This is a genomic window from Inquilinus limosus DSM 16000 (assembly GCF_000423185.1).
Lineage (GTDB): Bacteria > Pseudomonadota > Alphaproteobacteria > DSM-16000 > Inquilinaceae > Inquilinus > Inquilinus limosus.
In genome coordinates, this window is sequence record NZ_AUHM01000019.1 from 74,948 (window position 1) to 88,516 (window position 13,569).

The window sequence follows — 13,569 nt, forward strand, 5'->3', positions numbered from 1 at the left end:
ATATAAATGAGAAATAATATTTTTATATGCAATGATTAAGATACAAATTTCAAAATACAGTGCAATTCTCCGTTGAAAAAAATCAGGATGGATGATCGAATTTGGATATTATCAAGCTTGGTTTCGGAGGACAGGACATGGCGAATTTCGAAGGTACTGCCGGCGCAGACATCATCCCTCCAGTCCTCACGGGCGCGGTCGTCGGGATCGGAAACGATACGATCAGCGGCCTGGGCGGCAACGACCTCATCGCCGGATATTCCGGCAATGACGTCATCTCCGGCGGCACCGGCGCCGATGTCATCATCGGCGGCATTCTCAACGTCGTCGGCGGGATCGGCAGTATCCAGCTCTCCGGCGTCGACACGGCGGACTACTCGACATCCGCATCGGCCGTGTTCGTCAACCTCGCCAGCACGGGCGCCCTGGACATCGACATTCTGGGCATCAATCTCGGGCTCACCGGCGTCACCACCGGCCGCGGCGGCGATGCGGAAGGCGACAGCCTGGTCGGCATGACCAGCCTCACCGGGTCGGCCTTCGATGACTACCTGGGTGGCAACGTCAACGAAAACACCCTGATCGGCGGCGCCGGCAACGACAATCTCGCGGGCAACGGCGGCGCTGATGTCCTGAACGGCGGCGCCGGCACCCAGGACATGGCGGACTATATCTCCTCCAACGCCGGGGTGACGGTCAGCCTCGTCACCGGCACCGGCACCGGCGGCCACGCCGCGGGCGACACCCTGACCGGCATCGAATGGCTGCGCGGCAGCGCCTTCAACGACGCTCTGACCGGCGACGGCAACGCCAACCGCCTGTCCGGCCTCGCCGGCACGGACACGCTCGATGGCGGTGCCGGCAATGATCAGTTGATCGGCGGCGCCGGGCAGGACACCCTGACCGGGGGCGCCGGTTTCGACACTGCCCTCTACGACAACGCCTCCGCCGGCGTGACGGCGAGCCTGCTCAACCCCGCGGCGAATAACGGGGATGCCGCCGGCGACAGCTACAGCAGCATCGAGAACCTCGTCGGCAGCGCCTTCAATGACGTCCTGACCGGCGACAACGGCTCCAACTATCTACAAGGCTGGCGCGGCGACGACACGCTCAACGGCCGCGGCGGCGCCGACATCCTGCACGGTGGCGCCGGCGCGGACACCTTCGTCTTCTCCTCCATCGCCGACGCCTCCGCCAGGGCGCCCGACGTGATCAGGGACTTCTCCCAGAGCCAGGGCGATACGATCGACGTGTCGGGCATCACCGGCGGGAACGGCAGCTTCATCGGCACGGACGCGTTCAGCGGCGTCGCCGGCGAAGTCCGTATCAATGTGGGTGTCACCCAGACCGCCGTCTACATCGATGCCAATGGCGACGGCACGGCCGATGCGCAGGTCCGCCTCACAGGTGGGGCGGTCACGCTGACGGCGGACGATTTCGTCCTGTAATCCGCAGCCTCCCCGCCGAGGGGACATGGGCCGCCCGGTCGCCGGGCGGCCCTTTTTGCGAGAGGCCGCCTGCCTGTCTCACCTCAGGGGCCTATTGCCGGCCTTACCTGTCCTTCGGCAGCTTCTCGGCGATGCCGTAGAGCTTCTGGCGGCGATCCATTTCTTCCCAGATCTCGCCGGGGCTGATCTCCAGCTCGGTCAGCAGCACGGTCAGATTGAACATCAGGTCGGCCGTTTCCTCGATCACCGCCTGGCGCTCGCCCTGGACCGCGTCGATCGCCACCTCGGCCGCTTCCTCGACCAGCTTCTGCGCCATCTTCGGCACGCCGCTGTCGATCAGCTTCGCGGTGCGCGAACTGAACTGCATGCGCGACCGCCGCTCCCGCAGATCCTCTGCCAGAGCCTGCAACCGATCCCATTCAAGCGCCCGGCCCATATCCGTCCCCCTGATCCGCTTCCCTCCGGGAACCGCCTCCCAACGGCCCTCGCGAGATGCTGCGCCGCAAAAGCGGCGCCCGATTGTCCCTTCCGCCACACAGCCGCCCCGGGCTGTCCGGGACGCGACCGAATTCCATCGGCCAGCGCCAGAACCTGCAATTTGCACACCTGTGCAAGCTCGACATGAAAGGACCGGCCTGTCAACTATTCATGGCATACCACCCTGGGGATTACGCCTAATTGTGGTGGTTGCCATATGCACGGCCGTGCATATGATCATCGGTCGGCCGTCCGGACGGGCGGCCTCACACCGGCAGGTTTCCGTATTGACGCGTCGCCGCAGCTTCGCCAGCGCCCAGCAGGTGGCCGACCGGGCGGGCGTCTCCCGCTCCGCCGTCTCGCGCACCTTCACCCCCGGGGCCAGCGTCTCGGCCGAGACGCGCCGCCGGGTGCTGGAGGCGGCGGAGGCGCTGGGCTACCACGTCAACCACCTGGCCCGCGGCCTGACCCGGCGGTCCAGCAACATCGTCTGCATCGTCGCCTCGGACCTGGAGACGCCGCTGCGGTCGCGGATGGTCGGCGCCCTGACCGACCGGCTGCAGCACAGCGGCCGAGTCGCCATGCTGATCGGCACCAGCGGCCGGGGCGACGCCGACGCCCAGTCGGCGCTGCGGCAGATCCTGAACTACCGCGCCGACGCCACGGTCGTGCTGTCCGGCACGCCGTCGGAGGAGATCACCCGGCTGTGCATCGCCGCCGGCCAACGTGTGGTGCTGATCAACCGCGACGACCGGATCGAGGGGCCGGACAACATCGCGGTCGACAGCGCCCTGCCCGGCCGGGTGGCGGTGGCAGCCTTCCGCCGCGCCGGCTGCCGGCGGCCGTGCCTGGTCACCTCGGCCCAGGGCACGCCCGCGCTCCTGGCCCGCGAGGCGAGCTTCCTCGCCGCCGCCCGGGCGGAGGGGCTCGAGCCGGCGGTCTGGCGCGGCGGCCGCACCGTCTACGCCACCGGCCGGGCCGCGGCGCACGACCTGCTGCTGCGGCCGGACCGGCCGGACGCCGCCTTCTGCATCAACGACCTGGTCGCCTTCGGCTTCCTCGACGCCGCCCGCCACGACCTGGGCCTGCGCGTGCCCGAGGACCTCTGCGTCATCGGCTTCGACAACACCGAGCAGGCCGGCTGGTCCGCCTATGACCTGACCACCTTCGACCAGTCGGTCGAGGCGACCGGCGACGCGGTGATGGCCGCCCTGGACGCGCCGGAGGGTGCGGTGCCGTTGCGGCTGACGATCCCGGCGCCGCTGGTCTGGCGCCGGACCGTGCGCGGCCCGGCGCCGGACCGGGCGCGCTGAAGCGGCTCAGAGCACGAAGTCGCCCGCCACAAGCGCGATGCTGCCCGTGAGCTGGATGTGGAAGTCCGAGGTGCCGTCGCCGTTGACGTCGCCGGCGACGGTGGTGACGCCGCCGCTGACGGCATAACGGAGCTGCCCTGCGGTGCCGGTGTAGAGGCCGGTGCCGATGAAGGTGAAGGCTTGGTTACCGGTGGCGCCCGTGTTGGCGTCAATCACCGACAGGTCGATCCTGTCGCCCTGCGCGTGGCTGAAATCGGTGATCCGGTCGGCACCGGCCCCGACCGGGCTGTGGATCGTGCCGCCATAGACGAAGCGGTCGGCCCCGGCGCCGCCGGTCAGCGTGTCCTTCCCGCGAGCACCGTTGAGGATGTCGCTGCCCCCCCAGCCTTGCAGCACGTTGGCCCCGTCGTTTCCGACCAGGCTGTCGACGCCTTGGCTGCCGGAGATGTTCTCGATTCCGGTCAGCGTGTCGCCAGCGGCATCGCCGCCGCTGCCAGTACCGGTGAGCAGGCTGACCGTGATCCCGGTGGAGCCGGTGTAGTAGCTGGCCGTATCGACGCCAGCGCCGCCATTGAGCGTGTCCCCGCCTGTCCCACCGCGGAGCACGTCGTCGCCGGCTCCGCCGTCCATGACGTCGCGCAGCGAATCGCCATCCAGGACTTCGTTGGCCGCCGTCCCGACGGTCGTGCGGACCAGCGCATCCACCGAGCTGCGGATCGCGGTGCCGCTGTCGTCGCCGAACTCGCTCTCGCGCACACTGGCGATGAGCCCATCGGCCAGGCCGGCGATCTCGCCTTCGAGGGTGAGAGTGTCGACGGCATGGTTGGCGCCGAGGGCGGCGCTGCTCTGATTATAGGCTTGATAGTAGAACGACTCCCCATCGTTCCAGCCGACCACGAAATAGCCGTTGGAGAGGACGGTGATCGTCGGGAGACCCTGATCGCCCGCGGTGGTGGAGTTGGCCCTGAGGTGGCCGCTGCGCGCCGATCCGTCCGCATTGAAGACCTGGACGGCGATATCGGTGCCGGTCCCCCAGCCATTGTCGGTGTAGGCCACGACGAAGCCGCCGTCCCGCAGGGCGGCCACCTGGATGTCCTGGTTGATCGTGCCGGTGCTGTCGATCGAATGATGGCCGCCCACCGCGGCGCCCGCGGAATTGTAGAGCTGGAACCAGACCGAGTGGCTGCCCCCGGCGCTCGCGGACTGCTCCCAGGCCACGACCAGACCTCCGGAGGCGAGGCCGGCGACCGAGGCGTGATCGGTGGCCAGCGTGGTCGAGGTATCGACGAGGATCGCTCCGCCGTTGAGGGTTCCGTCCGCGTTGTACCGCTGCACCTGGAGGTCGGTGTTGCCGCTGCCCCAGTCGCGGGTGAAGGCGATCGCGAACCCGCCCGAGCTCAGCGCCGTCACGTCGGATTCGCGCTGGGGCTGGTCCGTGCCGGGCAGCGCGAAATCCTCGTACCGGTTGTTGGTGCCGAGGATGCGCCAACGGACAACATCGGTGCCCGTGCTCTGGTCGGTGAAGCTGACGACCGTGCCGCCGTTGCTCAGCGTCGCCGCGCTCGGGTCGAACTGGTTGCCTTCCGTCGTGGCGTTGACCAGGATCGAACCACCCGTCGGCGTCCCGTCGGCACCGACGGTCCGCGCCTCGACATGGTCATCGACGTAGCACCAGGCCCCCCTGTAGCCGAGTCCGCCGCTGGTCGCCGCAATGGCGACATCCCCCTGATTTCCGATCTCGAAGTCGTTCAAAGTAAAATCTGAGACAACATTGGCCCAGGAATAGCTGACAGTCGCCATGACGGCGTCCCCCTTTGGCAATCGGCGCAGCGGCAGAGGATTATATGCCGGACTATCCGCGTCGTAAGCAACCGCAGCCGCCTCTCCGGAGCAATGCCGCAGGGTGGCCATCTTCTCATGACCTCGCGCCATGGCCGGGCTAGGATCGGCCGAACCCGAGTCACGGAGGCCGCGGGATGCGTCCGATCTTCATCATGGTGAAATGCGAGCTGGGCCGCGCCTACGACACGGCCGAGCATGCGGTGGACGAGATCGAGGAGGTGTCGGAGATCTACTCGATCTCCGGCCAGTACGACCTGATGGTCAAATGCTACCTGCCGGAGAGCATGGATGTCGGCCGCTTCGTCAACAGCCGCATCCACGCCCTGCCGCATGTCAAGGACACGATGACGCTGATCACCTTCAACGCCTTCGCCGGCAAGGGCTGAGGCGAAGGACGCCCCCGACCATGACCGATCTCGCCACCCGCGCCGAGCACTGGGCGCTGACCCTCACCCGCATCCCCAGCGTCACCGGCACGGCCGACGAGGTGGCCTTCGCCGAGACGCTGTGCGGCCTGCTGCGCGCCAGCCCGGCCTTCCGCGACCGGCCGCAGGATGTTTGGACCATCCCCGCCGGCGACCGGCTGGGCCGCGCCAGCGTCGCCGCGCTGCTGCGCGGCCGCGGCCCACGCACCGTGGTGCTGACCGGCCATTTCGACACGGTGACGACCGCCGATTACGGCGAGCTGCAGCCGCTGGCGACCGAGCCGGAGCGGCTGAAGGACGCCCTGCTGGCCCGGCTGCGGCGGGATGCGCGCAGCGAGGCGGAGCGGCTGGCGCTGGAAGACCTGTCCGGGCCGGACTTCCTGCCCGGGCGTGGCCTGCTGGACATGAAGGGCGGGCTCGCCGCCGGGCTCGCGGTGCTGGAGGCGGCGGCCGCGGAGCCGGAGCGCGAGGGCAACCTGCTGTTCCTCGCCGTGCCGGACGAGGAGGTCAACTCCGCCGGCGCCCGCAGCGCCGCCCGCGCCCTGCCCGGACTGGCCGAGCGGCTGGGCCTCAGCCTCGACGCCGCGATCAATCTCGACTGCCTGGGCGACACCGGCGACGGCCGCTTCGGCCGGTCGGTGGCGCTGGGCAGCGTCGGCAAGCTGCTGCCGAGCGCGCTGGTGATCGGCCGGGCGACCCATGTCGCCGACACCATCCGTGGGGTCAGCGCCGCCGCCTTGGCCGGCGCCATCGCCGCCGCCGTGGAATGGGCGCCGGAGCTGACCGAGAGCCTGGGCAACGCCTCCGGCACCCCGGCGACGCTGCTGGGCATGAAGGACGGAAAGGCCGGCTACGACGTCACCACCCCCGGCACCGTCTGGATGTTCTGGAACACCGCGTTGTACCGACGCGGGCCGGAGGATGTGCTGGGCCCCCTCGCCCGGCTGATCGGGGACGCGGTCGCGGGTGTCGCGGCGCAGCTGCGGCAACGCGGCGGCGCCGACGTTCCGGACGTGCCGGTGCTGCGCTTCGCCGAGCTGCGGCGCGAGGTGCTGGCGCGCTCGCCCGAGGCCGACGCGGCGCTCGCCGCTGTGGCTGCCGAGGTGGCGGCGGCCGGCCTCGACCTGCCGGAGCAGTGCCGGCGGATCACCGAGGCGCTGTGGCGGTTGAGCGGCCGCAGCGGGCCGGCGGTGGTGCTGGGCCTCGCCTCGATGCCCTATCTGCCGGTGACTTTGGGCGGGGACCGGGCCGGGCAGCGGCTGGAGCGGGCGGTGCGCGACGCCGCGGCCAAGATCGCCGGGCGCCACGGCACCACGATCGGGCTCGAGCCCTGGTTCCCCGGCATCTCGGATATGAGCTTCCTGGGCCGGGGCGACGAAGGCTCGGTCACCGCCATCGCCGCCGACACCCCGGCCTGGGGCGCCGGCCTGCCCTGGCCGGACGGCCCGGCCCTGGCGCAGATCCCGATCGTCAATGCCGGCCCCTGGGGCCGCGACTACCACACGCCGCTGGAGCGCATCCACCGTCCCTACGCCTTCCAGGTGCTGCCGGAGCTGATCCGGGAGATCGCGGACGGGGTGTTGAAGGATTGACGTCGGTTGGGTTCGCGGCAGCGAACCCAACCCCATCCTACCGTCCGCCGCCCATGAACAGCACCCGGCTCAGCAGCGTGTAGTCGGACTCGAACACCATGATGGCGACGAAGACCAGCAGCGCCAGGGGCGGCAGCGTGATGGCATAGACCAGGGCCAGCCGTTCCCACTTCATGTGCATGAACACGGCGACGATCAGCCCCGCCTTCAGCATCATGAAGATCAGGATCAGGCTCCAGCGCAGCAGGCCCTGCAGAGCGAAGTAGTCGACCAGGTAAGAGCAGAGGCTGAGCACGAACAGCCAGCCCCAGACCACCAGGTAGAGCCTGATCGGGTGCTGCTGGCCCTCGGCATGGGCGACGGCGGGCGCCTGCCCGTGGGTTTCCTCGACATGTGCGGCGTGTGCCATGGCCCCGTCCCTCACCACAGATAGAACAGCGCGAAGATGAACACCCAGACCAGATCGACGAAGTGCCAGTACAGGCCGGTGATCTCGACGATCTCGTAATGGCCCCGGCGGCTGGTGAAGAAACCGCGCTTGCCCGTGTCGAAGTCGCCGCGCAGCACCTTGCGGGCGATGATCAGCAGGAAAATGACCCCGATGGTGACATGGGTGCCATGGAAGCCGGTGATCATGAAGAAGGAGGAGCCGAATTGCGGCGCGCCCCAGGGATTGCCCCAGGGCCGCACCCCTTCATGGATCAGCTTGCTCCACTCGAAGGCCTGCATGCCGACGAAGGTGGCGCCGAAGGCCGCGGTCACCAGCATCAGCACCGCCGTCTTCACCCGGTCGCGGCGGTAGCCGTAATTGACCGCCATGGCCATGGTGCCGCTGCTGCTGATCAGGACGAAGGTCATGATCGCGATCAGGATCAGCGGCACCGATTCCCCGCCGATGGTCAGCGCGAACACCTCGCTCGGGTTCGGCCAGGGATCGGTGGTCGACATCCGCACCGTCATGTAGGACAGCAGGAAGCAGCCGAACACGAAGGTGTCGCTGAGCAGGAAGATCCACATCATCGCCTTGCCCCAGGACGCGCTCTTGAAGGCGCGCTGGTCGGACGACCAGTCGGCGGCGACGCCGCGCCAGCCCTCGGGGCGTGCGATCGATCCTGCCGGATGCGGTTCGGCCAGATGCGTCTCGGCCATCGGCGTGGACCTCCCCTAGCTCAGCAATCGCTGGCAGATCTCGGCGAAGCGGCCCGCCCATCCGGTCAGGAGGGCGAGCAGGATCAGCCAGACCAGCAGCAGGAAATGCCAGTACAGCGTGCACAGCTCGACGCTCAGGCGCAGCCGCCCGGGCTCGTCGTCACGCCAGGCCCGGACACCAGTGCGCGCCAGGGCGACGAGGCCGCCCAGCACATGCGCGCCGTGCACCGCGGTGACCAGGTAGAAGAAGGAATTGGCCGGGTTGGTGGCCAGGAAATAGCCCAGCAGATGCAGCTGCTGCCAGGCCAGGAGCTGGCCGACCAGGAACACCAGCGCCGCCGCGCCGCCGGCCAGGAGGCCGGTGCGGACATCCGCCAGCTCGTGCCGCCGGGCGGCGCCCTGGGCGCATTGCAGGGCGGCGCTGCTGACCACGAGGGCCGCGGTGTTGACCCACAGCAGCGCCGGCACCGGCAGCGACCGCCAGTCGGGCATCGCCATGCGCATGGCATAGGCGCTGATCATCAGCGCGAACAGCGCCCCGGCGACGGTCAGGAACACGCCGAGCCCGATCTTGGCGGTGGGCTGCAGCGAGGCGCCGGTGGCCGGCACGTTGCCGGCCGTGCTCTCCTCCAGCCACGGCTTCGCCGTCAGCCCCTGGCGGGCCAGCCACCACAGCGCGACCGCCGCGACCGCCAGCATGAACAGGGTGACGACGATCATGGCCGGCTCCCTCAGCCCGTCGGCGTGGTGCGGGGCATGTTCTGCGGCAGGAAGTCCTGCGCCGCCCCGGGCACGCTGTAGTCATAGGCCCAGCGATAGACCACCGGCAGCTCGCGGCCCCAGTTGCCGTGCGGCGGCGGGGTGGTCGGCGTCTGCCATTCGAGCGTGGTCGCCCGCCACGGGTTGCCGCCGGCCTCGCGGCCCCGCCGCAGGCTCCAGATCAGGTTGAACAGGAACAGCAGCTGGGCGGCGCCGACGATCAGCGCCGCGACGGTGATGAAGACGTTCAGATCATGGGCCGAGGCCGGGACGAAGGCGGTCTCGCCGATCTCGTAGTAGCGCCGCGGCACGCCGATCAGCCCGATATAGTGCATCGGGAAGAAGATCGCGTAGGCGCCGATGAAGCTGACCCAGAAATGGATCTTGCCCATGGTGTCGTCGAGCATCCGCCCGGTGATCTTCGGGTACCAGTGATAGATCGCGCCGAAGATCACGAAGATCGGCGCCACCCCCATCACCATGTGGAAATGGGCGACCACGAACATGGTGTCGGACAGCGGCACGTCGACCACGACATTGCCGAGGAACAGCCCGGTCAGCCCGCCATTGACGAAGGTGACGATGAAGGCGATGGCGAACAGCATCGGCGCCGTCAGGTGGATGTCGCCGCGCCACAGCGTCAGGATCCAGTTGTAGACCTTGATCGCCGTCGGGATGGCGATGATCAGCGTCGTGGTGGCGAAGAAGAACCCGAAATACGGGTGCATGCCGCTGACATACATGTGGTGCGCCCAGACCACGAAGCTGAGGGCGCCGATGGCGACGATCGCCCACACCATCATGCGGTAGCCGAAGATGTTCTTGCGCGCGTGGGTGCTGATCAGGTCGGAGACGATGCCGAAGGCCGGCAGGGCGACGATGTAGACCTCCGGATGGCCGAAGAACCAGAACAGGTGCTGGAACAGGATCGGGCTGCCGCCGCCGTATTTCAGCTGCTCGCCCATCTCGACCAGGGCCGGCATGAAGAAGCTGGTGCCGAGCAGCCGGTCGATCAGCATCATCACGCAGGCGACGAACAGCGCCGGGAAGGCCAAGAGGGCCATGATCGTGGCGGTGAAGATGCCCCACACCGTCAGCGGCATCCGCATCAGCGTCATCCCGCGCGTGCGCCCCTGCAGCACGGTGACGACGTAGTTCAGCCCGCCCATGGTGAAGCCGATGATGAACAGGATCAGCGACGCCAGCATTAGGATGATGCCCAGGTCGCGGCCGCCGGGGGTGCCGGACATGATCGCCTGCGGCGGGTACAGGGTCCAGCCGGCCCCGGTCGGCCCGCCGGGGACGAAGAAGCTCGCCACCAGCACCAGCACGGCCAGCAGGTAGATCCAGTAGCTCAGCATGTTGACGTAGGGGAACACCATGTCCCGCGCGCCGAGCATCAGCGGGATCAGGTAGTTGCCGAAGCCGCCCAGGAACAGCGCCGTCAGCAGGTAGATCACCATGATCATCCCGTGCATGGTGATGAACTGGTAGTAGCCGTTGGCGTCGATGAACGGGAAGACCTCCGGGAAGGCCAGTTGCAGCCGCATCATCCAGGACAGGACCAGCGCGACGAAGCCGATCGCCAGCGCCGTCCCGGCATACTGGATGGCGATGACCTTGGCGTCCTGCGAGAACACCCAGGTCGTGAGCCAGCTCTTCGGATGGTACAGCTCGACGTCGGGCACCTCGGCCGGCGGGACCGGTTCGACGGGTTCGCGGATGACGTCCACCATGGGCGTGTCCTCCTGCTTCCTCCCCGGCCGGGGCTCGACGGGGATCGGCCCGGCCGTACGATGCTCCCTCCTGCCCCCTCCCCTTCGGCGGGGGCCGGATCAGTTCACGGCCGCCACCTCGCTGGCCCCCGGCGGCGGCGACGCGGCCGAGACCTGGGAGAAGGTGGTCTGCTGCGCCAGCCAGGCGTCGTAGTCGGGCTGGGCGTCGACCATGACGATGCCGCGCATGTAGGGATGGCCGACCCCGCACAGCTCGGCGCACAGCACCTCGAAGCTGCCGGTCCGGGTCGGGGTGAACCAGTAGTAGGTGACCGAGCCCGGGATCATGTCCATCTTCGCCCGGAACTGCGGCACGTAGAAGTCGTGCAGCACGTCGGTGGCGCGCAGCAGGATCTTGACCGGCTTGTCGACCGGCAGATGCAGGTCGCCGCCCTGGATCAGCACATCGTCCTGGCCGGCGGGATCGTCGGCATGGATGCCGAACGGGTTCTCCGGCGTCACCGCCTCGGTCGAGGCCGTGCCCAGCTTGCCGTCCTGGCCCGGCAGCCGGTAGGCCCATTGCCATTGCTGGCCCAGCACCTCGACCTCGGCCGCGTCGTCCGGCACGGTGACGAACTGGGCCCAGACCACGAGGCCGGGCGCCAGCATGGCGATGACGCCGACCGCGGTGGCGACCGTCAGCCAGCCCTCCAGCCGCTTGTTCTCCGGCTTGTAGTCGGCGACGTTGCCCTCGCGGTGGCGGAAGCGCCAGACGCAATAGGCGATGAACAGGACGATCGCGGTGAACACGACACCCGTGATCCAGAAGGTGATCTCGATGGTGCCGTCGATGTAGTGCCAGTTGGAGGCGATCGGCGTCCACCACCACGGGCTCAGCAGGTGGAACACCACCGAGCCCACGGCGACCAGAACCAGGACGAGCGCGGTCTTCATCTCCGGTCATCCCCGTCTTGATGCGGTTGCACGGACGAGAAAGGCCGGGATCGGAGCCGAGGTCGGTTTCGGGTGGGATGGGGATGCGGCACAGCGCGGGGGCGTCCTGCACCCCGGCCCGTGTGGCCGGCGCGGCGGTCTCCCCCTGATGGTGGCCACATCTTCATCGATGGCGGCCTTCGCACTCGTCGAGGCCGGCCGGCTTCTTTCCTCGGCCCGGGCCGTCCCGCATCACGGTCGACGCGAGGACGACCCTACCGCTTCGGACTTGTCCGGCCTTGGCCTGTAGATCGATGATGCGTGGCGGGGCGCTGCGTTGTCAACCGATGTCGGGCAGCAGCCGGCGCCCCTGCCCGCTCACTTCTTCTTGCCGTCGGCGTCGTACTGCTTGAGGAAGGCGATCAGGTCGTCGATCTGCTTGTCGTTCTTCAGGCCGACATAGGCCATCTTGGTGCCGGGAATCTTGGTCCGCGGGGCCTTGATGTATTCGCGGAACACCGCCTCGTCCCAGGTGATGCCGGAGTTCTTGTTGGCCTCGGAATAGTTGTAGCCCTCGACCGAGCCGGAATGGCGGCCGAACAGCCCGTTCAACTTGGGCCCGACGCCGTTCTTGGCGGTTTCGCCGACCTGGTGGCAGGCCCGGCACTGCTGGAACACCTTCTCGCCCGCCGCCGGGTCGCCATCCGCCCGGGCGCTCGTGGTCAGGGCCGCGAGGGCCAGGGCCGCGATCAGGGTCGAACGCATCATCACCGCATTCCTCCTGCTGGGATCGGGGCGTTGCCGCCGCCCAGATACTCCGGCTTTCGGCCGCGGGCTTCAAGGCCCGCGCACGCGGCCGGCGCCGCTGCGAATCGTTCCGGACGAGAATCGTGTCGAGAATGACAGGGGACGGAATGTCGCATCCGGGTTATACTTTGGTCCATGGCGGGTCGCGGCGGGCGTGACCGGCGGCCATGCCGGTCGCAGTGCCACGGTCGACGCGGGCCACCCTCGAACCAAGTTCGGGAGGAACGGACATGACCATCCGAAACCCCCTGGAATGGGGAGCGGACCAGCTCAAATTCGGCGGGCACGCCGTGCGCTCCGGCAGCCGGACCGTGTTCCACGCCGAGGAGAATCCGAATGCCCTGGCCCCGGCGGTGCACCGCATCGGCCTGGCCGATCTGCGCGACGCCCTGGCCAAGGGCCTCGAGGATTTCGGCCATTACCGCACCGACGTGCTGTATCTGTGCCTGATCTACCCGGTGGTCGGCCTGGTGCTGGCCCGGGCCATGGTCGGGCAGGACATGATCCCGCTGCTGTTCCCGCTGGCCTCGGGCTTCGCCCTGATCGGCCCCTTCGCCGCGATCGGCCTGTACGAGATGAGCCGGCGGCGGGAGATGGGCCAGCCGTGCAGCTGGGGCGCCGCCTTCGACGTGCTGCGCACGCCCCGCTTCGGCGTGATCCTGATGGTCGGCGCGATCCTGGCGGCGATCTTCGTGCTGTGGATGTTCCTGGCCTGGGTCATCTACAACAACACCCTCGGCCCGGGCGAGCCCGAGTCGCTCGGGTTGTTCCTGGGCGACGTGTTCGGCACCTCGGCCGGCTGGACGATGATCGTCGTCGGCTGCGGCATCGGCTTCGTCTTCGCCGTCGCGGCGATGGCGATCGGCGTGGTGTCCTTCCCGCTGCTGCTGGACCGCGACGTCGGCGCCGACACCGCGATCTGGACCTCGATCCGCGCCGTCGCGGCGAACCCGATCCCGATGGCGGCCTGGGGCCTGATCGTCGCCGCCGGCCTCGTGGTCGGCTCGATCCCGCTTTTCGTCGGGCTGATCGTGGTCATGCCGGTGCTCGGCCACGCCACCTGGCACCTGTACCGCAAGCTGGTGAATTGATCCCCCTGCCCGGCCGCC

Annotated in this window: 13 protein-coding genes; 5 read left to right on the forward strand and 8 right to left on the reverse strand. The window is 68.6% G+C overall.

Translation table 11 applies throughout. From position 1 onward, the window contains the following. The first annotated feature begins 137 nt into the window (after nt 1-137). Nucleotides 138-1,448, forward strand: coding sequence for a calcium-binding protein (locus tag G537_RS38470; protein ID WP_051248527.1), 1,311 nt, complete (start codon nt 138-140; stop codon nt 1,446-1,448). Between the two features lie 103 nt (nt 1,449-1,551). Here the strand turns inward: G537_RS38470 and hisE are convergent, their stop codons facing one another. Next, nucleotides 1,552-1,884, reverse strand: coding sequence for a phosphoribosyl-ATP diphosphatase (gene hisE / locus G537_RS38475; RefSeq protein ID WP_051248528.1), 333 nt, complete (start codon nt 1,882-1,884; stop codon nt 1,552-1,554). A gap of 328 nt (nt 1,885-2,212) precedes the next feature. On the opposite strand from hisE, the gene G537_RS0117465 reads away from it, so the two are divergent. Then, nucleotides 2,213-3,238 carry a LacI family DNA-binding transcriptional regulator gene (locus G537_RS0117465; RefSeq protein WP_026871220.1) on the forward strand — a complete coding sequence of 342 codons (1,026 nt, stop codon included), beginning with the start codon at nt 2,213-2,215 and terminating at the stop codon, nt 3,236-3,238. Nucleotides 3,239-3,244: 6 nt separating this feature from the next. Here G537_RS0117465 and G537_RS45430 read toward each other — a convergent pair whose 3' ends face one another. Then, complete coding sequence (locus G537_RS45430) at nt 3,245-5,149, reverse strand: calcium-binding protein (protein ID WP_162146122.1); 1,905 nt, start codon at nt 5,147-5,149, stop codon at nt 3,245-3,247. 65 nt (nt 5,150-5,214) lie between these two features. On the opposite strand from G537_RS45430, the gene G537_RS0117475 reads away from it, so the two are divergent. Continuing rightward, nucleotides 5,215-5,466 carry an Lrp/AsnC ligand binding domain-containing protein gene (locus G537_RS0117475; protein WP_026871221.1) on the forward strand — a complete coding sequence of 84 codons (252 nt, stop codon included), beginning with the start codon at nt 5,215-5,217 and terminating at the stop codon, nt 5,464-5,466. A gap of 20 nt (nt 5,467-5,486) precedes the next feature. Further along, nucleotides 5,487-7,097: a M20/M25/M40 family metallo-hydrolase gene (locus G537_RS0117480; protein WP_026871222.1), complete on the forward strand. Its 1,611-nt coding sequence runs from the start codon at nt 5,487-5,489 to the stop codon at nt 7,095-7,097. 37 nt (nt 7,098-7,134) lie between these two features. Here the strand turns inward: G537_RS0117480 and G537_RS0117485 are convergent, their stop codons facing one another. The 6 genes from G537_RS0117485 to G537_RS0117510 all read right to left on the reverse strand — a co-directional run bounded on the left by G537_RS0117485 (nt 7,135) and on the right by G537_RS0117510 (nt 12,421). Then, nucleotides 7,135-7,506, reverse strand: coding sequence for a cytochrome C oxidase subunit IV family protein (locus G537_RS0117485; protein ID WP_026871223.1), 372 nt, complete (start codon nt 7,504-7,506; stop codon nt 7,135-7,137). A gap of 11 nt (nt 7,507-7,517) precedes the next feature. Next, on the reverse strand, nt 7,518-8,246 hold the full coding sequence (locus tag G537_RS0117490; protein WP_026871224.1) for a heme-copper oxidase subunit III family protein: 729 nt from the start codon (nt 8,244-8,246) through the stop codon (nt 7,518-7,520). A gap of 15 nt (nt 8,247-8,261) precedes the next feature. Beyond that, nucleotides 8,262-8,966 (reverse strand): cytochrome c oxidase subunit 3, encoded by a 705-nt coding sequence (locus tag G537_RS0117495; protein ID WP_026871225.1) that lies wholly within the window; start codon nt 8,964-8,966, stop codon nt 8,262-8,264. A gap of 11 nt (nt 8,967-8,977) precedes the next feature. Then, a complete protein-coding gene (ctaD, locus tag G537_RS0117500) occupies nt 8,978-10,741 on the reverse strand; it encodes a cytochrome c oxidase subunit I (RefSeq protein WP_026871226.1) in 1,764 nt (587 codons plus the stop codon). Nucleotides 10,742-10,840: 99 nt separating this feature from the next. After that, entirely contained in the window at nt 10,841-11,674 is an 834-nt protein-coding gene (locus G537_RS0117505) for a cytochrome c oxidase subunit II (protein WP_026871227.1), read from the reverse strand. Between the two features lie 357 nt (nt 11,675-12,031). After that, the gene (locus tag G537_RS0117510) at nt 12,032-12,421 is read right to left on the reverse strand and encodes a c-type cytochrome (RefSeq protein ID WP_026871228.1); all 390 of its coding nucleotides are present in this window, start codon (nt 12,419-12,421) and stop codon (nt 12,032-12,034) included. Between the two features lie 269 nt (nt 12,422-12,690). Between G537_RS0117510 and G537_RS0117515 the strand changes: the two genes are divergently transcribed. Further along, the gene (locus tag G537_RS0117515) at nt 12,691-13,551 is read left to right on the forward strand and encodes a DUF2189 domain-containing protein (RefSeq protein ID WP_081688874.1); all 861 of its coding nucleotides are present in this window, start codon (nt 12,691-12,693) and stop codon (nt 13,549-13,551) included. Nucleotides 13,552-13,569 lie beyond the last annotated feature (18 nt).